This window comes from Comamonas antarctica, assembly GCF_013363755.1.
Classification (GTDB): Bacteria; Pseudomonadota; Gammaproteobacteria; order Burkholderiales; family Burkholderiaceae_C; genus Comamonas; species Comamonas antarctica.
On record NZ_CP054841.1, the window covers coordinates 436,931 to 456,442 of the forward strand.

The following is a 19,512-nucleotide window of genomic DNA, read 5'->3' on the forward strand; positions in this document are numbered from 1 at the left end:
GCGCACTGTCTAGGGCAATACTGTTGATTTCCACCCAGAAGTGACCCACTAACCCCCGGTTTTTCCATCTCAATCTGATCCACGCATTAACCCTAGCCTGCTGCTTTCTTGTGCAGTAGGAGACCAGGAGTGATTGACGTGGCTACTTTGAGTGTCATCAGACGCTGGGCTCTACGTGAGCACCTGTCCATCCGAGAGATCGCCCGCAGAACCGGACTTTCTCGCAATACCATCCGCAAGTATTTGCGCTCCGATGTTGTGCAACCTCGTCTTGCACAGCGAATGATCGTTGCCAAGCTCGACCCATTCGCCAGCAAGCTGTCTGGCTGGCTGCGCACAGAAGCCAACCGCTCTCGTAAGCAGCGGCGCACGATCAAGCAGATGTTTCTGGACTTGCAGGCGCTGGGCTATGCCGGCTCCTACAACCGGGTCGCTGCCTTTGCCAGAGTTTGGAAGGCTCAGTGTCATGCGGCTGAGCAGACATCAGGGCGAGGCGTTTTTGTGCCCCTGGTCTTCGGTGCTGGCGAAGCCTTCCAGTTCGATTGGAGTGAAGACTGGGCTGTGATTGCAGGTGTGCGCACCAAGCTACAAGTGGCTCACTTTAAGCTCAGCCACAGCCGAGCCTTCTATCTGAGGGCATATCCGCTGCAAACCCATGAGATGCTGTTTGATGCCCACAACCATGCCTTTGCGGTTTTTGGAGGCATCCCCAGACGAGGGATATACGACAACATGCGCACAGCCGTCGATCGTGTCGGTCGTGGCAAGCTCAGAGAGGTCAATGCCCGTTTCAGTGCCATGGCCAGCCACTTCCTGTTCGAGGCACAGTTTTGCAACCCGGCCTCGGGATGGGAGAAGGGGCAAGTCGAGAAGAATGTTCGGGACGCTCGCCATCGCATCTGGCAATCTGTACCAGCGTTTCCTACACTGCGGACACTCAACGATTGGCTAGAGCAGCGGTGCCAGCAACTGTGGCAAGAGATTGCGCATGGGCAGTTACCAGGCTCTGTCGCCGATGTGTGGAAACAAGAGCGCTCAGACTTGATGCCGATGCCTCGGCCGTTTGATGGGTTTGTCGAGCATGCTAAACGGGTCTCGCCCACCTGCCTGGTGCACTTTGAGCGCAATCGCTACAGCGTGCCAGCCTCTTATGCCAACCGGCCCGTTAGCTTGCAGGTTTATGCCGACCGCCTGGTCGTCGTGGCCGAAGGCAGGGCAATCTGCGAGCACCAGCGCATCATTGAGCGCAATCATCAGGGCATCGGTCGTACGGTGTATGACTGGCATCACTACCTAGCGGTATTGCAACGCAAACCCGGAGCATTACGCAACGGAGCTCCATTTGCCGAGCTGCCAGACGCTTTCAAACTGCTGCAAACTCTGCTGCTCAAGCAGCCTGGCGGTGACCGCGAGATGGTGGAGATCCTTGCTTTGGTGTTACAGCACGATGAACAGGCTGTCTTGGCATCTGTGGAGTTGGCATTGGAGGATGGTGTGCCTCGCAAGACCCACATCATCAATATCTTGCACCGCCTGATTGATGGAGTGCAGCAACCTGAGCCCATCCATTCACCACAAGCCTTGGCCTTGATCGTTGAGCCACAAGCCAACGTCGTGCGCTATGACCAACTCCGACAGGTGCGCCATGCGTCATGACCCCGCCATTGCAGCAATCATCATCATGCTCAGGCAGCTCAAGATGTTTGGCATGGCTCAGGCCGTAACAGAACTTGCCGAGCAAGGCTCACCAGCCTTTGAAGCTGCACACCCCATACTGTCGCAACTGCTCAAGGCCGAGAGCGCAGAGCGAGAAGTGCGCTCCATTGCCTATCAACTCAAGGCTGCCAAGTTCCCCGTCTATCGAGATTTGGCGGGCTTTGACTTCGCCCACAGCGAGGTCAATGAAGCCTTGGTTCGCAACCTTCATCGCTGTGAATTCATTGAGAAGGCCAACAATGTAGTGCTTGTCGGTGGACCCGGTACTGGCAAGACACACATCGCTACAGCACTAGGTATTCAAGCCATCGAGCACCACCGCCAAAGGGTGCGCTTTTTCTCCACCGTGGAGTTAGTCAATGCATTGGAACAAGAGAAGTCCCAAGGCAAAGCCGGGCAGCTCGCCCACAGGCTGGTGCATACGGATTTGGTGATACTCGATGAACTGGGCTATCTGCCCTTCAGCTCATCTGGTGGTGCGTTACTGTTTCATCTGCTCTCAACGCTTTACGAACGCACCAGCGTGGTGATCACCACAAACCTGAGCTTCAGCGAATGGGCCAGCGTGTTTGGGGATGCCAAGATGACCACCGCATTACTGGACCGTCTGACCCATCACTGCCATATTCTGGAGACAGGTAACGACAGCTACCGCTTCAAGCACAGCAGTGCAGTTCAGCAACCATCCACAAAGAAGGAGAGAAACAAAACCTTATCCACATCTTGAGCCTTACGGCTCAAGTCAAAGGGTGGGTCAGTTTGAGATGGAAATGGCGGGTCAGATTTGCGTGGAAATTAACAGCAATACGCTTTGCAGTTGGCTGGCATCAAGAGAGGGACGCAGCATCATGGATGATTCCAGAACAGCTCATCGGCCTCGTGCGAGACATCATTCGCTTACGTCGTGACACCTCGCTCGAGGCGAACAAAGAACGTGAACTGGCACTCGAAAAAATTCAAATCATTGGCAGAACTGCAACTTTTTTTCAGTGGCTTCGATGGCATGAAAAGACTGCACGACACGTGTTAGGCGATGACATGCAACCGCAATGAGATCGGCAATGTGCTCAATTGGGCACGGGACAACATCGGCGACTGGTGCTCCTGATCTGCAGAGGAATGCTCACGAAGCTCGCTTCTATGCGCCCGCGAAAGCTACAGATCCGCCTCATAGCCCGGGCCTTCGGCCGTTTTAACTTCCAACCCCGCTGCCTTGCACAATGCTATCGGCGCGTCTTTAGCAGCGAAACAGCTCGGCCATTTCTGACCGGCTCCCTCTTTGGCCTGACGCACTTCCAGCGGCAGTTTCTTCCAGAAGATCTAAGAGGACTCATCTGGTCAACTGTTTGTAAATCCTGGCGCTCCACGTTGGAGCGGTGTTTCATGAATGTCTGCTATGCAGCACAGCACTTGGCAGTGAGCCCAAAACGATGTGTACGACACGTTCACCACGCCGGCATGGCCCAGGGAAGACAACACTAGGGCCCAACAGGCACCGGCTTTATGCCCGCTCTTCAAGAAGCGGCTATGTTGTAAGCCCAAAGCAGTTCTTTACCCATGACTTTGCTTGCGGCTTCCAATTCGACTTTTGACCCAGCAGTCCGTACCCTCCACTGCAGTTCGGGACGACGGATCATGCGGATTTCGCCACGCTGCCGTTCGCGCTGAAAACCGAGAGCATTCGCGCGGAGAAGCGTACATGTGATGGCAACTGGAAAGTCCATCGGCAACGAGTCCATAAGCCGCGACACCAAGGTGCCAAAATCTTCAAATGCATTCTGGTAGAAATTCATAAGCACCGGAATTGGCTTGTCTGCCAATGCCGCTTCTGGAAATGTCCAGACGCCTGCAATGATGTGGCCGTCGGAGTGAAACTCGCTGGCCCAACCTGGATCCTCTGTGCGAAAAGTTGAAATGATCCCATCAAATGTCGATTCAACCGCATAGTGAGTCTGGAAGGCGTTCCACCACCCATCCGCATCATCACTAGACGCCCCTTGGCGCAGTATCTCGGCGACCGCTTTTTTACGGACGTCAATCTCTACGGGACGAACGGGCACGCATTGCCAAATAAGCGCTGGCTTCCCTTCCAGCGCATGGTCATCACAAAAATTTTGCAGCTTGAGCTTCAGCAGTGGATGCTCATCCAGGACACTAAACGAATTATTTGCCGTGTTTCGCATTGCAGTGCTCCTTCCATCGATCGATTTTCAGCGAAGATTACAGGATGAAAACCGCCTTCATTTCTTACAGCCATGCTGATGAACAGTACCGTGTCGAGCTGGACAAGCACCTGTCGCTGTTGAAGCGCCAGGGGCACATCACCACATGGAGCGACCATCGCATAGACCCCGGCGGGGATTTCGACGAACACATTTCTGCGGCACTCGAAGATGCTGACCTGATCCTGCTTCTGGTCTCGGCGGACTTCATCCATTCCGAATATTGCTATGGCATCGAGATGAAGCGGGCGCTGGAACGCCACGATGCGCGAGAGGCCGTGGTGGTTCCGATCATCCTGCGCCCATGCGATTGGAAAAGCTCACCTTTTGGCCGTCTCAAAGCACTACCCACGGATGGCAAAGCGGTCACTAAGTGGCCCTCGCTGGATGACGCCTTTCTGGACATTGTGCAGAAGATGCGTTCAATGCTGACGGCTCCAGGCTCAAGCGCTGCAACTCAAAAGGTAGCGAATGCTCCGCTTTCGCCGGGCGTCACGCAGGCGAACCCAGGAACTGTCATTAGAAGGACTACGCGCTCAAGCAATCTGGCGCTTCCCAGGCGTTTCACCGATGAAGAGCGACATGACTTCGCCCTGCAGGGATTCCAATACATTCGCTCATATTTCGAGCAGTCGCTGATCGAGCTTCAGGCTCGCAATCCTGGAATCACTGCAAGGATCGGCGATGCGTCGAGTGCCGTATTCACTGCCATTGTCTTTCGGGATGGTCAGCGGATTGGCGGCTGCCGCATCGCCCCAGGTAACAGTTGGGCCAGCGGCGGCATCACCTATTCCAGCTCCGAGCACGCATCGGATAGCAGCTTCAACGAACTCATCACCGTCGAAACTGACCAGAACCTGATGTATTTCAAGGCGACGCTGGGACGTCAGTCATTCGGCCAAGTGGGAGAAAGGTTGACGGACGAAGGGGCTGCGGAGCATCTTTGGTCGATGTTCCTTGCCCAGTTCCACCAGTGAAAGCCCAGCCAGGCGATGCGCAGCCTTCTGGGCAGCCCTGGCTGCATCCCGCCTCGAACCGCAATACCCCACCTCACTCCAGCGTGACCCTGGCCTTTTTCACCAGCCGGGCAAAGCGTTCCTGATCAGATCGCATGAACTGCGCTGCGGCCTCGGGCCTATTCCGTACCGTGTATTCGTCGCGGCGTGCAAAGCCCGCCTCGACCTCCGGCTCCGAATAGGCCGCGACGATCGCATCGTGCAAGCGCCGCACCTGTGCTGCAGGCCAGCCCTTGAGCCCCACGGCCGCCACCCAGCCGCTGATGTCCACCTCGACAAAGCCCTGCTCGGCCAGGGTCGGTACCCGGGGTAGCGATGACATGCGCTGGCGGCCCATGATGCCAATGGCGCACAGCGCCCCCAAGCGGATATGCGCCTGGGCCGTGCCGACCGCGAGCACTCCCATCTCCACCTGGACGCCCAGCAGATCCGCCACCATAGGGCCCGCACCCTTAGTACGGGATATGCCTGGCCGATACGCCGGTTGCGTCGAGAAACACTTCCATGGCCAGGTGAAAGACGGTGCCATTGCCGGGAGACGCGCGCCCTGGCGGTACCCAGCGGTTCACTCATGCGTACGAACGGCGCAACGTCACCACGGTTGTCAAGCTGCGGAAAGCACTATCCCGAGAGAATACTCTGGGCCGATTGCAGACGCAGAACTTTGGAAATGGCCTGGAACGACCAGCTAATCGCGGCCAGAGGCAAGTGCTTGAAAAAAAGCGCTTTTTAGTAACGATAAGGACCCCTTATCGCGATCAACGATCGCTGAGGCCACTTTCGACCGTTGTGGAACGACGTGACCACCCACTACCTCAACACCTTCCGCATCACCGCGTTTTGCAGCACCACGCCGCGCCGGACAGGAAATTGCCGCTCGACGACCTCGAATCCGTGGAGCAGGAAAAAAGGCTCTGCGGTCTTGCTTACCTGCGACGTGAGTTCAATCAGGCCGAGCGCATTGGCTTCCTGATGAATGCGTTGCATCAGCCGCCGCCCTATTCCTTGGCGCGGGTGGCGGCCGGATACGAAGAAATGGTCGATGTAGCCGTTTTGCTGCAGATCGGCGTAGCCGACGATTTCACCGCCCTGCTCCGCCACAAAAGGCTGAATCTCACGCATGCGGCGGGCCCATGAATCCGCGTCCATGTCGGCTGGAGCCCAGGCCTGGATCTGTTCGGCGGTGTAGTCTTGGGCAGCAATGAGATGAATGGCCGAACGATATACGTCGAGCAAAGCGGCTTCGTCCCCGGGCTTGAATCTGCGAATCATGCGCTGCCTTTCGCGCCGGCCGCGACACCTGCAGCACGCGCCCGCGGACGGGCGCAATCTGGCAACCCCGTTGTCCGGAAACCGAGGTGATGCAAAGCCAAATATTCAATAGAGCGCATGGTCCATCACCCTATCACGGCCAACTGCCCGAAAAACCTCGCCTGAACCCCGAGCAAGCTGGTAACGTCCGGTCAATAACGGATATTCCCGGAAATCGATCCGGGAGCCAGGACACATCAAGAGAGGTCGTGATATGTGGAATGCTTTGCTGGCGGTGCTGCGCTACTTCCAGGCGGCGGTGCCGTTTCGGCTGGGCCCGGCGCTGATCGCGACGGCGGTGCTGCTGACGCTGCTGCTGATCCCTGCACCGGACGGGCTCACGCCCCATGCCTGGAGCCTGGTGGCGATCTTTCTGACGACCATCGTGGCCATCATTCTCAAGGTCATGCCGATCGGGGTGATGGCGCTGATGGCCATTGTGATCGTCTCGCTGTCGCAGGTCACCTCGGGCAGTTCCAAGGGCGCGATCACCGATGCGCTGAGCAGCTTTTCCAATCCGCTGATCTGGCTGATCGTGGTTGCGATCCTGATTTCGCGCGGCCTGAAGAAAACCGGGCTAGGCAACCGCATCGGCCTCAAGTTCATCGCGCTGCTGGGCAAGCGCACGCTGGGCATAGGCTACGGCCTGACGCTGTGCGAGCTGATCCTGGCGCCCTTCACGCCCAGCAATACCGCGCGCGGCGGCGGCATCGTGCATCCGATCATGAAGTCGATCGCCAACGCCTTTGACTCCGATCCGGCCAAGGGGACCGAGCGCAAGGTGGGCACCTACCTGGCGCTGGTGAACTACCACGCCAATCCCATCACCTCGGCGATGTTCGTCACGGCCACCGCGCCGAATCCGCTGGTCGTGGACTTCGTCGCCAAGGCCACCCATCAGAGCTTCCAGCTGAGCTGGACCACCTGGGCGCTGTGCATGCTGCTGCCCGGCCTGCTGTGCCTGCTGCTGATGCCGCTGGCGATCTATCTGCTGTCGCCGCCCGAGCTCAAGGCCACGCCCAACGCGGTGGACTATGCGCACTCCGAGATGGCGAAGATGGGCCCGCTGTCGGGCAGCGAGAAGGTCATGCTTGGCACCTTCGGTCTGATGCTGCTGCTGTGGGCCAATGTGCCGGCAATGCTGCTGGGCCCGGCGTTCACGCTCGATCCCACGGTGGTGGCCTTTGTCGGCTTGTTCATCCTGATCATCACCGGCACCATCGACTGGGACGATGTGCTGTCAGAGAAGAGCGCCTGGGACACGCTGGTGTGGTTTGGCGCGCTGGTCATGCTGGCCGAGCAGCTCAACAAGCTGGGCGTGATCAGCTGGTTCTCGCTGGGCATGAAGGATGCGATCGTCGCCAGCGGCATGGGCTGGCCGGCCATTGCCGCGGTGCTGGTGGGCGTGTTCGTGTTCTCGCACTATCTGTTTGCCAGCACCACGGCGCACATCAGCGCCATGCTGCTGGCCTTTCTCACCGTCGGCGCGCAGCTGATTCCCGGGGAATATGTCGTGCCCTTCATGCTGCTGATGGCGGCCGGCTCGAGCATCATGATGACGCTCACGCACTACGCCACCGGCACCTCGCCGATCATCTTCGGCAGCGGCTATGTGACGCTGGGCAACTGGTGGCGCGTCGGCGCGGTGATGTGCGTGCTTGAGTTGCTGGTGTTTGCCGTGGTCGGCAGCGTCTGGTGGAAGCTGCTGGGCTACTGGTGAGGCCGGCCGGCCCTCACCGGCTCCACACCGCGACCAGCTGCACGATCAGGATCTTCACCACCGTCATTGACGGGAAGATCATCGCGTAGCCGATGTCGGGCTTGTCGGTAGGCGCGATGCGGTTGGCAAACGACAGGATCGCCGGGTTGCCGGTGACGCCGGCCACCACGCCGGCCACGGTGTCGAAGGGCAGGCGAAACACGGCCATGGCGATCAGCATCGTCACCGCCACCAGCACCGCCACGATGGCGCTGCCCAGCAGCAGATACAGCAGGCCGCTTTGCGCGATGGCCGCGGCAAAGGTCGCACCCGAGGAGATGCCCACCACGGCCAGGAACAGCGTCAGGCCGAAGTTGCGCAGCACCAGGTTGGCCGACACCGGCATGGCCCACTGCAGTGCGCCGGTGCGCCGGCGCCAGCCCAGCAGCAGCGCGACCAGCAGCAGCCCCGCAAAGCCCAGCGAGAAGCTGCCGATGAAGGGCAAGGTCCAGGCAATCGCGCCAAAGCCCAGGCCCAGGGTCACGCCCACGCCCAGGCCGATGTAGTTGACCTCGCCCGTGCTGCGCACCGAGTCGCCGAAGATCGCCGCGAGCGCCGCGAAGCTCGAGCGCGGCGCGAGAATGCCGACGCGGTCGCCAAACTCCAGCCGGCGTCCGGGCAGCGCATCGAGATCGGCATCATTGCGGCGCAGGTGCAGGATGCGCGCCTGCAGCGCGGCGGGAATCTGCAGCTCGGCCAGCTGCTTTCCCGCGGTGCGCGGATTCGAGACAAACAGCCGGAAGTAATCCAGGTCCTGGCGGTCGCGCAGCATGCGGCCGGGATCGGCGGGGCCGAAGCGCGACGCGGCATTGCGCAGCGCCAGCGGGTCGGTGCCGGTGAACAGCAGCACATCGCCGCGCTGCAGCGCCGTGGCGGCATCGGCCGGCAGGTTATGGTGGCCGCGCCGCAGCGCCGCGATCGCCACCCCCGGCGGCAGGTTCACGCAGGCTTCTGCCAGGGTCATGCCCAGCACCGCGAACTCCTCCACATCCACCTCCTCGGTGTGCAGCACGGCGGCATGGCTGCGGTCGAACTTCGGCTTGAAGAAGGCGTTGTACAGGCCCAGCATCAGGATCGGCACCGCCACGCCCAGCGGATAGGCCACCGAATAGCCGGTGGCCGGATCGGTGCCGAACACCGCCAGCGCGGCCTGCAGCGCCGCGGTGCTGGTGCCGGCGCCGGCAAACGCGCCCAGCGCCTTGGCGAGTTCCGTGCCCGGCAGCCAATGCACGGCGGCCAGCGTCAGCGCCAGCGCCGCGGCCACGGCAAGCAGCGCCGCGAGATTGGCCTTGGCGCCCTCGGCACTGCTCAAGCCACGAAAGAACTGCGCGCCGTAGGCCACGCCCACGCCGTACAGGAACAGCATCAGCCCGACATTGCCCAGCAGCGGTGGCAGCGAGAGCCTGGGCGCGGCGGCGCCCACGGCCAGGCCGACAAACAGCACGGCGCCCGAGCCCAGCGCAAACCCCTTGATATTGACCGCGCCCAGCAGGTAGCCGACGGCAATGGTGAAAAAGACCGCCAGCAAGGGCTGCGCCGCCAGGAAATCCGCAAGCCAGTTCATATCGTTGGGTTTCGTCAAGTTGAAACGAGAATTAGTTTAATCTTGCATCAGTTACGAAACGTTTTCGCAAAGGATCCGGTGCATGAAAGTGGCTGTCTTCAGCACGCGTCGCTACGACAAGTCGCTGCTCACCCAGGCCAACGCGGCCGCGGGGCATGAACTGGTTTTCATCCAGGATAGGCTGACATCCGAGACCGCTGCGCTGGCCGCGGGCTGCGCGGCGGTCTGTGTGTTCGTCAACGACAACGTCGACGCGCAGGTGCTGGAACTGCTGGCGCAACAGGGCACGCGGCTGGTGGCCACGCGCTCGACGGGCTACAACCATGTGGATGCCGCCGCCGCGGCGCGCCTGGGTGTCGAGGTGGTGCGCGTGACCGACTACTCGCCGCATTCGGTCGCCGAGTTCGCGGTCGGGCTGCTGCTGGCCGTCAACCGCAAGATCGCGCGCGCCAGCATTCGCACGCGCGAAGGCAATTTCGAGCTCGACGGCCTGATGGGTTTCGATCTGCACGGCAAGACCGCGGGCGTTGTCGGCACCGGCAAGATCGGCACCATCTTCGCGCGCATCCTGCAGGGTTTCGGCTGCACGGTGCTGGGCTACGACCTCTACCCCTCGCCGGCCTTCGAGGCCGCGGGCGGGCGCTATGTTGGGCTGGACGAGCTGATGCGGCAAAGCGATGTGATTTCGCTGCACTGCCCGCTGACCGACGCCACGCGGCATATCGTCGACGCGAGCACGCTGGCGAGCGTCAAGCCCGGCGCCATCCTGGTCAACACCAGCCGCGGCGGGCTGGTCGATACCGAGGCCGCGATCGAGGCCTTGAAGACGGCGCGGCTGGGCGGGCTGGCCATCGATGTCTACGAGCAGGAAGCCAGCCTGTTCTTCCAGGATCTGTCCTCGACCATCATCACCGACGACGTGATCCAGCGCCTGGTGTCGTTCCCGAACGTGATCGTCACCGGCCACCAGGCGTTCTTCACCCAGGAAGCCATCGGCCAGATCATGCAGACCACCATCGCCAGCATCAGCGCATTCGAGCGTGGCGAAACCCTCGTCAACCGCATCCCGGCCGCCTGACGCCGCGGTCCCGCCCCTATTTCCCCCTTTAGAAAACCATGTTGAACCCCAGCCACGACTCCAGTCCCCGCCACTGGGAAACCATCCTCGAGAGCATCGACCAGGAGATCACGCAGATGGCCATCCTGTGCCGCATCCGCCTGTTCGATCCGGGAGTGATCGCCCGCATCATCGAGCGCAACGACGTGGTGTGCGGACACAAGAACCCGCGCGCGTTCGAGAAGCTGCGCGCGCTGCTGATCATGCATTTCACCGCGCACCAGCGCGCCGAGCATGAACTCGACGAAGCGCAGGTCAACGCCATCGATGCGCATATCCGCGCACATCTGGATGCGCGCCTGGGCGGCCATCTGCTGGAGCAGCTCAAGAGCTGAGCACCGGGCCGAGCCGGGTGTCCGCGCTGCGCGGCGCGGCCACCCGGGCAGCGGCATCAGCTGTGGCTCAGCAGCTTGGCGACCTTGTGCTCGAACGCATCGCCCACGAGCGGTGCCGGCAGGTGCGAGTGCATGCCGAATTCCTCGATGCGCTGCACGATGCCGGCTTCGCTTTCGTCCTACACCACCAGCGTGCGCAGGCCCGACCAGGCCACCGAGGCGCGCAGCGCCGAGGCCCGGCCCTGGGTGGCCCAGCTCAGCGCGGCCACAGGACATGCCACGAACAGCCACCGAGCCAGCAATTGCCAATCGAGACTGGTTGCAGGCAGCAGCAATAGCGCCAGATAGCCCGCTACCATGCTCAGAAGCATGCTGCTCCAGCGCCTGGGGCCGATGCCGACCGGATCGCCGTGGTAGTAGGGAAAATCTCTGGTCATCAATGCCTGTTGTACGGGCCGGCCTTGCGGTCCCATCCCACCGCGCAGGCAGCTTCCCGCCATGGCCCACGCCAGCTTGCGGTGCCCAACACCGAGCGCCGCCTCAGTGCCGGTTCATTATGGTCAATGCCGACTCGGCATGGCGCCCACTGATGGAAGGCGATGCGCGCGCGGAACTCACGGGCATGGGCAGCCGGGTGGCATTTGGCAGCCCGCATCGGGTCGGCCGTGACCGGCTTGCAGTGCAATCTGCCGCAGCACCTCGGGCAGCTCGGCGACGCTGCGCACTACATGGTGCGCACCGGCTTTACGCAGCTTGGCCTCGGCCCGCGCCACGCGCGCCTCGATCTCCTGCGGGCTGGCCTGCGCCAGTTCGGCCAAAGAATAGCCGACCTCGTTGCCCGACAGGCTCACGCCCACGGTCCACATGCCGGCGCGCAGCCCTTCCTCGATGCCGGGCACGGTATCGTCGACCTTGACGCAGGCGCGCACGTCGCCGATGCCCAGCGCCAGCACATTGGCCAGCGCCATGAAGGGCCCCGGGCGCCCGCCCGCGCGCAGTTCGTCGCCGGCCACCACATGGTCGGGCGCGATGCCCGCGGCCGCGGCCTGGGGCAGCAGCTGGTCGAGTACCTCGCGCGGGTAGCCCGAGCACGAACCCACCTTCAGCCCCTGATCGCGCAGCCACTGCAGCGTCTGCACCGCGCCCTCGATGGGCGCGGAGAATTCACCGACCTTGGCAATCTGCATCGGCATGAAGCGCGCATAGATCGCATCGACATCGGCGGCGCCGGGCGCGGCGCCAAAGCGGCGGCGCCACTGGGCGGCAATCGATTCGTCCTGCAGCAGCTGGTGGATATGGTCCCACTTGGACAGCCCCATCGGGCCGCGCGCCTGGGCCAGCGTGATGTCGATGCCAAACGTGGCAAACGCCTCGACGAAGATCTGCGTGGGCGCGAGCGAGCCGAAGTCGACCAGCGTGCCGGCCCAGTCGAAGATCACGGCTTGCAGCGGGGCCAGGGTGGAGGAAGTGCTAGAGGTCGTGGACATGGTGATGTTTCTGGAAAGAAAGGGACGGACTGCGGCATCAAGCCAACTGCCGGATGAAGTTGCGCCCGCGCGGGCCGGTCGCGGCCTTGTGCAGCATCGCGCTCCAGTCGGCGGGCGCGACACCGTAATGCGCGGGATCGGTGGCCACGCCCAGCTGGTGCAGCCAGCCGCGCAGCGCGTCAAGGGCCGCGCCGGCGCTGGCGGCGCCGAAGATCGACAGCAGCGCGGCATCCACTTCGGCGTCCGCGCCCATGGCCATCTCCAGCACCAGCGGCAGGCTGAAGGAGCAGGCCAGGCCATGCGGCACGCCGTGGCGCAGCGTGATGTCATAGGACAGCGAATGCGCGAGCGCGGTCTTGGTGTTGGAAAACGCCAGCCCGGCCAGCAGCGCGGCCCGGGCCATGTCGGCGCGCAGCGCCAGGCTGCCCGGCTGCTGCATCAATTGCGGCAGCGTGGCCAGCGTGCGCCGCGCCGACTGCACGGCCAGCGCCATCGACACCGGGTTGCGGTGCACATTCCAGATCGACTCGAGCGCATGCGACAGCGCGTCGAGCCCCGCGGCCAGCGTCGCGCCCGCGGGCAGGCTGGCCATCAGCTCGGCATCGATGATCGCGGCCTCGGGCCAGGTGCAGTCCTGGTGCAGCGAGTGCTTGCGCCCCGCGGCCTGGTCCCACAGCGTGGCCCAGGGCGTGACCTCGCTGCCGGTGCCGGCGGTGGTGGGGATGGCAATCAGCGCCTTGTGCGGGCCCGCGGGCAGCTGGCCGCCCTGCTCCAGCAGCGCCAGCAGTTCCGCGAAGCCGCGCGAAGGCGTGGCGCATAGCAGTGCCTTGGCGCAGTCGATGGCGCTGCCGCCGCCCAGCGCCACGATGCAGGGCACGTCGGCATGATCACGCTGCACGCGCTCATAAAGCGGCGCCAGCCACTGCACATCGGGATTGGGCTGCACGCAGTCCACCACGGCTTGGAGTTGCGCGCCCAGCAGGGTTTGCACGCGCTGCACCAGGCCCAGGCTGCGGGCTTCGGGAAACGTCACCAGCAGGCAGCGGCGGCCGGCCAGCAGCGCCGGCAGCTGTTGCAGGCTGCCGGCGCCGGCAGTGATGCGCACGGGGTTGTGATAAGTCCACACGGTCGGGTCTTTCAGGAAATTCAGGCAAAGAAGGGCCGCACCACCCGGGCCGGGACGGCAAGGAGTGCGGCACGCGGCGACGCCGCGTATCAGTGGCGCGCGCCCTGCTGGATGCGGCTGCGCAGCGCGTTGGAAGCCAGGTCGGCGAGGATCACCATCAGCGTGATGACGATGATGCAGGTCGCGGTCTCCTGGTAGCGGAACAGCTTCAGGCTGGCCACGAGCTCGAAGCCCAGCCCGCCCGCGCCCACCATGCCCAGCACCGTGGCCGAGCGCAGATTGACTTCGAAGCGGTACAGCACCACGGCAATCCAGGCGGTGATGGCCTGAGGCACCACGCCAAAGGCAATCACCTGCAACTGGCTCGCGCCGGCGCTGCGCAGCGCCTCGAGCGGGCCGTTGTCGATCTCCTCGATGCTTTCGGCAAAGAACTTGCCCAGCATGCCCATGCCGTGCAGCGCCAGCGCCAGCACGCCGGGAAACGGCCCCAGGCCCACGGCCGAGACAAACACCAGCGCCAGGATCAGCTCGTTGATGCTGCGCACCACGTTGAGGAATTGGCGCGTGGCGCGGCGCAGCCCGTGCCAGCTGTGCAGGTTGCTGGCGGCTATGAAGGACAGCGGCAGCGCCAGCAGGATCGACAGCAGCGTGCCCCAGATGGCGATCTGCAGGGTCTCCAGCGCCGGCGCCCACAGGCGCGGCAGGATGCCCAGGTCGGGCGGCACCGAGCGCGCGAGGAAGTCGCCGATCTGCGGCAGGCCCGCGGCCAGCTCGCCCCAGCTCATCTGCGCGCCGCCGGCGCTCCACACCAGCACCCAGCCCAGGGCCAGCGCCAGCGCCGCCTGGGCCAGCCAGCCGGTCGTGGTCTGCGGGCGCGCGGCAGTCCACTGCCAGCGCGTGGTATTCAAGGTCGGGTTTTCCATCACGCGCCTCCCACGGGGGTGGCCACGCTGACCGGCAGCCACGACCCCGGCAAAAGCGTGGAGCGGGCCGCGTTGGCGGCTGCCAGGCCGGCGCCCGGCGGTGCGTGGTGGTAGATGGCGTCCAGCGCGGTGTCGTCCAGATCGGCGGGCTTGCCGTCAAACACCATGCGCCCCTGGGCCAGGCCGACAATGCGGTCGCCGAACTCGCGCGCGTATTCCACCTGGTGCAGGTTGCAGACCACGGCAATGCCCATCTCGCGCGTGGCTTCGCGCAGGTACTGGAGCACGCTGCGCGCGGTTTTCGGGTCGAGGCTGGCCACGGGCTCGTCGGCCAGGATCACCTGGGGCTGCTGGGCCAGCGCGCGCGCAATGCCCACGCGCTGCATCTGCCCGCCCGACAGCGCCTCGGTGCGCGCGCCGGCCTTGTGCGCCAGGCCCACGCGTTCGAGGCACTGCTCGGCCAGCGCCAGGTCGCCCTGGCGGAAGAATTGCAGCACCGAGGCCAGCGTGCCCACCTGGCCCAGTCGGCCGGTCAGCACGTTCTTGCGCACCGACAATCGCGGCACCAGGTTATGGTGCTGGAACACCATGGCCACCTGGCGCGAAAGTTCGCGGCGCGAATGCCTTTGCATCAGGTCCATGCCGCCGACTTCCAGCGTGCCGCCGTCGGGCCGGTTCAGGCCGTTGATGCAGCGCAGCAGCGTGGATTTGCCCGCGCCCGACAGGCCCAGCATCACCAGGAATTCGCCCGGGCGCACGTCCAGATCGATGCCATGCAGCACATGGTTGTCGCCATAGCTCTTGCGCAGATTGCGGATGTGGATCATTTCATCTTTCCCAGATCGAGCTTGAGCAGGCGGGCGGTATCGCGCACCACGTCATAGGCCTGGTCGTTGGTCGGTGCAAAGCCGTTGAGCACGCCCTGGTCGCCCCAGGGCAGGTCCTTGATCTCGGCCAGCGCCGCGGCCACCTTCTGCTTGGTTGCATCGTCCAGGCTCTTGCGCCAGACCATCGGCGACTCGGGGATGGGCTGCGAGCGCCACACCACCTGGAAGTCCTCGGCCTTGACCAGGCCCTTGGCCACGGCCGAATCGAAGATGCGGTCGGCAACGGCTGCCGCATCGACTTTGTTATTGGCCACGGCCATGATGCTGGCGTCGTGCGAGCCCGAGAAGATCACGCGCGCGAAGCCCTTGTCGGCATCGAAGCCCGCGCCCAGCAGGCCGGCCTTGGGAAACAAATGGCCCGAAGCCGAGGTCGGATCGACAAACGCAAAGGTGCGGTCCTTGAGCTGAGCCACCGACTGCAGGCCCTTGTCCTTGCGCGCGATGATCATCGAGTGGTAGGCGCTCTTGCCGGTCTTCTTGGTCACCGCCACCGCAAAGGCCTCGGCATTGGCCATCTGGCTGGCCAGCACATAGGAGAACGGGCCGAGGTAGGCGATATCGAGCTTGCCCGAGCGCAGCGCTTCGATGACGCCGTTGTAGTCGTTGGCGACGAAGGGCTTGACCTTCATGCCGGTCTTGGCCGCGAGCTGGTCCATGACCTGCTGGCTGGCGCGCACCATGGCCTGCGCGTCTTCGGAGGGAATCAGGCCCACGCGCAGCTCGGCGGCCTGGGCAAATGCCGCACCGCTCGCGGCCAGGATCAAGGAGGCGGCCGCGCTGTGCAGCCAGGCTTTGCGGGTCAGTTTCATGGCGGAAATCCTTTGCATTGCAGGCTCGCAGCAGCGAAATGCCGTGCGATGGGTGGAATGCTATGGACGACATATTTCGGTCATATGAAAGTTTTAGAGTGGCTTCCAACAGCTTCCATAGACAACACCTGGAGATGAAATTGCCCTGCCCTGCCGACTGCCCCAGCCACGCCTGGCCCGATGCGCGAGGGCGCGCATGAGCACCGCGCGTTACCGCGCCTTTGTCGCCGTTGCCCACCAGGGCAGCCTGAGCGCGGCGGCACGCTCGCTGGGGCTGAGCCAGCCGACGATATCGAGCCAGATCGCGACCCTGGAGCGGCAAAGCCGCGTCGAGCTGTTCCATCGCCGCGGCTACCGCATGGCGCTGACCAGTGCCGGCGCCAGGCTGCTGCCGCTGGCGCAAAAACTCATGGCGCTGGAATCCGAAGCCGATTTCTTCCTGCGCGACGCGGGCCAGTTGAACCAGGGAGAGCTGAAGATCGGCGCCGTGGGCCCGTTCCATGTGATCGAGATGGTCGCCGCCTACCGCGCGCGCCATCCAGGCCTGCAGCTGTCGATCCGCATGGGCAATTCGCAGCAGGTGCTGCATGATCTGGAGCACTACACCACCGATGTCGCGGTGCTGGCCGGGCTCTACGAGCGGCCCGAACTGCTGGCGCGTGAATATGCGCGCCACGCCATCATCCTGTTTGCGCATGTCGAGCACCCGTTCGCGCGCCGCGCCAGCGTCGGGCTGGAGGAACTTCAGGGCCAGCCGCTGCTGCTGCGCGAGCCGGGCTCGACCACGCGCACGGCGCTGGAGCAGGCCTTGCGCGGCGCGGGCGTGCAGCCGCGCATCGACCTGGAGATAGGCAGCCGCGAGGCCATCCGCGAAGCCGTGGCGCGCGGCCTGGGACTGGGCGCGGTATCGGAAGCCGAATTCATTCCCGACCCGCGCTTCGCGCCGGTGCGCATCGCCGGTGATCCGGCCAGCACCACCACCTATGTCTACTGCATGGCCGAGCGGCGCGACAGCCTGCTGATCGGATCGTTTCTGGACGCGATCTGAGGGCGCGCCGGCTCGCGGCCCGCGCGCAGGCCTGGGCTATGGGCCCAGTACTCCCATGGCGGGATCGCTGACCCCATCGTTGCCGTTTTCCAGCCTTCCCGCAAAGCGGCGCTCGAAGTGCTCGCCCATGGTGAGGGTGAAGTCGTACCAGCTGTGGCTGGCATCGAGCGACCAGCGCGGCTCGATCTGCATGCCCGGCGCGACCGAATAGGTCCAGGGTCCATCGCTACGATAGGCGTTGGAGGCCACCGTGACCTGCGCCGGACTGTCGCCCATGTTCATGATCGTCACCGAGAGCGCATTACCCAGGGGGTCGTAGCAGACTCGGATTTCCGGCTGGGGCCCGTTGGCATAGGCCTTGAGGTCGCCGCGGAAATACCGGTGGTAACCGTTGGGCCCGAGCACCCAAAGGCGGTACTTGCCATCGTTGTCCGCCATGGCCTGCCAGGCATCGGAAATCAGCTTGCGGGCTTCGACCGCATAGCGGCGCGGACGCCGCGACAGGTTGAGTTCATCGTAGACATGGAAAACCGCGCCTTGCTCGCCGGTGTTGCTGAAGGTCAACCAGGCCTGTCCATTGGCCAGGTCGATGTTGGCGCTGGTGTGCAGGCGATAGGGCAAGGCACGCGAGGGTCGCAGCATCAGCGCTTGCGCAGGCAGGGGTTCGGTGCCGAATTCCGGTACCGGCACCTTGCCCGACGCCACCTGCTGCGACAGCTGGGCATCGGCTTGCGCCCGGGTGGGGGCGGTGGCCAGCGCCGGCTTGGCGGCATTCGGCTGGCGAAAATCAAAGCACGACAGCATGTCGCCCAGCATAGCCCGGCGGTAGGGGCTGATGTTCGGCTCGAGCACGCCGAAACGCTGCTCCAGGAAACGCAGGGTCGAGGTGTGATCGAAGGCCTGGGAGTTGACCCAACCGCCGACGCTCCAGGGCGAAATCACCAGCGTCGGCAGGCGCGGGCCAGGGCCGAAGGGCTTGCCGTCGGAGGCGGGCTTGGTGGACGCGCCAGGCGGCGCCGGCATCGTGTAGAACTCGCGGCTGATATCGACCGTGGACTTGCCGGCATGGCTGCCGTCGTCGTTGCGCCACGGCGGCGCCGGAGGCGGCATGTGATCGAAGAAACAGTCGTTTTCATCGTAGTTGACGATCAGCACGGTCTTGCTCCAGACCTCGGGCTTGGCGGTGAGGATGTCCAGCAGCTTCTGCAGATACCACGCGCCCTGGCCGGGCACCGACATGCTCGGGTGTTCGCTGTACGCGCCCGGCGCCACGATCCAGCTGACCTGGGGCAGCGTGCCGGCTTCGACATCGTCGGCCACGGCCTGCAGAAAACCGCCGTCGGGCATGGTGTTGCCATAGCCCTTGTAGAGCGGCGAGTACGACTCCATGGTGGCCGAGTAGGTGGCGTTCGGCGAGCCCATCGCCCGTAGCTGCTCGTCGGCGGCGCGGTAGGAGGAAAACGCCACCAGCTGGTTGTTGTTGCTGTTGTTGCCGGGCCGGTTGTAGACCTTCCAGCGCACGCCCGCGGCCTGCAGCCGTTCCGGGTAGGTGGTCCAGGTCAGGCCATCCTCGGACGGCCCCAGGCCGCCCCAGTTGGCATTGGTGACGCAGGCGTGGTCGCTGACGTTGGCGCCATTGCTGCCGCTCCACAGGAACATGCGGTTGGTGAAGGTTCCGGTGTTGATCGAGGTGTAGTAGGCGTCGCAGACCGTGAAGGCATTGGCCAGCGCCCAGTGGAACTGCAGGTCGGATTGCTGCAGATAGCCCATGGCCACGCTGGTGCTCTTGGCCAGCGGCCAGGCCGCCATGCGTCCGCCGTCCCAGGCAGCCTGCTGGTCGCTCCAGTTGTGCGCGCCACCAACCCGCAGCGCATTGCCCTTGCTCGCATCCAGATAGTAAGGCTGGACCGGTCCCGCCGTGCCCTGCTGCACCCACACCGGCTGGCCAGAGGCCATGGGAATGGTGAAGCGGTCGCTGAAGCCCCGCACCCCGGGAAGGGTGCCGTAGTAGTGGTCGAAGGAGCGGTTTTCCTGCATCAGGATGATGACATGCTCCACGTCATTGATGGTTCCGGTCGCGTTGTGGGCGGGAATGGCCAGTGCCCGCTGGATGGCCGGAGGAAATGGTCCCAGCGCGGCGCCGGCCGCAGCGGCGCGCAGGAAATGGCGGCGATTGAGTGATGTCATGGGGT

The 19,512-nt window shown here is 63.8% G+C and carries 19 protein-coding genes; 8 read left to right on the forward strand and 11 right to left on the reverse strand.

The genetic code is table 11. From position 1 onward, the window contains the following. Positions 1-129: 129 nt before the first annotated feature. From istA to HUK68_RS21325, 3 genes are read left to right on the forward strand one after another with little or no spacing between them, the layout of a single operon-like run. Complete coding sequence (gene istA, locus HUK68_RS21315; protein WP_175502832.1) at positions 130-1,656, forward strand: IS21 family transposase; 1,527 nt, start codon at positions 130-132, stop codon at positions 1,654-1,656. Next, positions 1,646-2,443 (forward strand): IS21-like element helper ATPase IstB, encoded by a 798-nt coding sequence (istB, locus tag HUK68_RS21320; RefSeq protein ID WP_175502831.1) that lies wholly within the window; start codon positions 1,646-1,648, stop codon positions 2,441-2,443. The genes istA and istB overlap by 11 nt, the downstream gene beginning before the upstream one ends. Next, a complete protein-coding gene (locus HUK68_RS21325; protein ID WP_175506248.1) occupies positions 2,440-2,769 on the forward strand; it encodes a hypothetical protein in 330 nt (109 codons plus the stop codon). The genes istB and HUK68_RS21325 overlap by 4 nt, the downstream gene beginning before the upstream one ends. 461 nt (positions 2,770-3,230) lie before the next feature. On the opposite strand, the gene HUK68_RS21330 is transcribed toward HUK68_RS21325, so the two are convergent. After that, positions 3,231-3,899: a hypothetical protein gene (locus tag HUK68_RS21330; RefSeq protein ID WP_175506249.1), complete on the reverse strand. Its 669-nt coding sequence runs from the start codon at positions 3,897-3,899 to the stop codon at positions 3,231-3,233. A 44-nt stretch (positions 3,900-3,943) separates the two neighbouring features. On the opposite strand from HUK68_RS21330, the gene HUK68_RS21335 reads away from it, so the two are divergent. Then, positions 3,944-4,915, forward strand: coding sequence for a toll/interleukin-1 receptor domain-containing protein (locus tag HUK68_RS21335; RefSeq protein ID WP_175506250.1), 972 nt, complete (start codon positions 3,944-3,946; stop codon positions 4,913-4,915). A gap of 73 nt (positions 4,916-4,988) precedes the next feature. Here HUK68_RS21335 and HUK68_RS21340 read toward each other — a convergent pair whose 3' ends face one another. Next, complete coding sequence (locus HUK68_RS21340; RefSeq protein WP_279614313.1) at positions 4,989-5,393, reverse strand: tripartite tricarboxylate transporter substrate-binding protein; 405 nt, start codon at positions 5,391-5,393, stop codon at positions 4,989-4,991. Between the two features lie 371 nt (positions 5,394-5,764). Then, positions 5,765-6,226: a GNAT family N-acetyltransferase gene (locus HUK68_RS21345; protein WP_175506251.1), complete on the reverse strand. Its 462-nt coding sequence runs from the start codon at positions 6,224-6,226 to the stop codon at positions 5,765-5,767. A gap of 253 nt (positions 6,227-6,479) precedes the next feature. On the opposite strand from HUK68_RS21345, the gene HUK68_RS21350 reads away from it, so the two are divergent. After that, positions 6,480-7,985 (forward strand): DASS family sodium-coupled anion symporter, encoded by a 1,506-nt coding sequence (locus HUK68_RS21350; protein WP_175506252.1) that lies wholly within the window; start codon positions 6,480-6,482, stop codon positions 7,983-7,985. Between the two features lie 13 nt (positions 7,986-7,998). Here the strand turns inward: HUK68_RS21350 and HUK68_RS21355 are convergent, their stop codons facing one another. Further along, a complete protein-coding gene (locus tag HUK68_RS21355) occupies positions 7,999-9,588 on the reverse strand; it encodes an aspartate:alanine exchanger family transporter (protein ID WP_175506253.1) in 1,590 nt (529 codons plus the stop codon). Between the two features lie 82 nt (positions 9,589-9,670). Here HUK68_RS21355 and HUK68_RS21360 point away from each other — a divergent pair, with 82 nt between their 5' ends. Together HUK68_RS21360 and HUK68_RS21365 are read left to right on the forward strand one after the other, a co-directional pair. Beyond that, positions 9,671-10,666 carry a 2-hydroxyacid dehydrogenase gene (locus HUK68_RS21360; RefSeq protein WP_175506254.1) on the forward strand — a complete coding sequence of 332 codons (996 nt, stop codon included), beginning with the start codon at positions 9,671-9,673 and terminating at the stop codon, positions 10,664-10,666. 38 nt (positions 10,667-10,704) lie between these two features. Then, the gene (locus tag HUK68_RS21365) at positions 10,705-11,040 is read left to right on the forward strand and encodes a hypothetical protein (RefSeq protein ID WP_175506255.1); all 336 of its coding nucleotides are present in this window, start codon (positions 10,705-10,707) and stop codon (positions 11,038-11,040) included. A gap of 179 nt (positions 11,041-11,219) precedes the next feature. Here the strand turns inward: HUK68_RS21365 and HUK68_RS21370 are convergent, their stop codons facing one another. The 6 genes from HUK68_RS21370 to phnD form a co-directional block, all read right to left on the reverse strand. Next, the gene (locus HUK68_RS21370) at positions 11,220-11,477 is read right to left on the reverse strand and encodes a hypothetical protein (protein WP_175506256.1); all 258 of its coding nucleotides are present in this window, start codon (positions 11,475-11,477) and stop codon (positions 11,220-11,222) included. 177 nt (positions 11,478-11,654) lie between these two features. Continuing rightward, entirely contained in the window at positions 11,655-12,527 is an 873-nt protein-coding gene (gene phnX, locus HUK68_RS21375) for a phosphonoacetaldehyde hydrolase (protein WP_175506257.1), read from the reverse strand. A 37-nt stretch (positions 12,528-12,564) separates the two neighbouring features. After that, entirely contained in the window at positions 12,565-13,653 is a 1,089-nt protein-coding gene (gene psrA / locus HUK68_RS21380) for an iron-containing alcohol dehydrogenase PsrA (RefSeq protein ID WP_175506258.1), read from the reverse strand. 89 nt (positions 13,654-13,742) lie between these two features. Beyond that, positions 13,743-14,576: a phosphonate ABC transporter, permease protein PhnE gene (phnE, locus tag HUK68_RS21385; protein WP_175506259.1), complete on the reverse strand. Its 834-nt coding sequence runs from the start codon at positions 14,574-14,576 to the stop codon at positions 13,743-13,745. Next, positions 14,576-15,403: a phosphonate ABC transporter ATP-binding protein gene (gene phnC / locus HUK68_RS21390; protein WP_175506260.1), complete on the reverse strand. Its 828-nt coding sequence runs from the start codon at positions 15,401-15,403 to the stop codon at positions 14,576-14,578. The genes phnE and phnC overlap by 1 nt, the downstream gene beginning before the upstream one ends. Further along, positions 15,400-16,272, reverse strand: a complete 873-nt coding sequence (gene phnD, locus HUK68_RS21395) for a phosphonate ABC transporter substrate-binding protein (RefSeq protein ID WP_175506261.1) — start codon at positions 16,270-16,272, stop codon at positions 15,400-15,402. The genes phnC and phnD overlap by 4 nt, the downstream gene beginning before the upstream one ends. 196 nt (positions 16,273-16,468) lie before the next feature. Here phnD and HUK68_RS21400 point away from each other — a divergent pair, with 196 nt between their 5' ends. Then, positions 16,469-17,320, forward strand: coding sequence for a LysR substrate-binding domain-containing protein (locus tag HUK68_RS21400; protein ID WP_175506262.1), 852 nt, complete (start codon positions 16,469-16,471; stop codon positions 17,318-17,320). A gap of 36 nt (positions 17,321-17,356) precedes the next feature. Here HUK68_RS21400 and HUK68_RS21405 read toward each other — a convergent pair whose 3' ends face one another. Then, the gene (locus HUK68_RS21405; protein ID WP_175506263.1) at positions 17,357-19,507 is read right to left on the reverse strand and encodes a phosphocholine-specific phospholipase C; all 2,151 of its coding nucleotides are present in this window, start codon (positions 19,505-19,507) and stop codon (positions 17,357-17,359) included. Positions 19,508-19,512 lie beyond the last annotated feature (5 nt).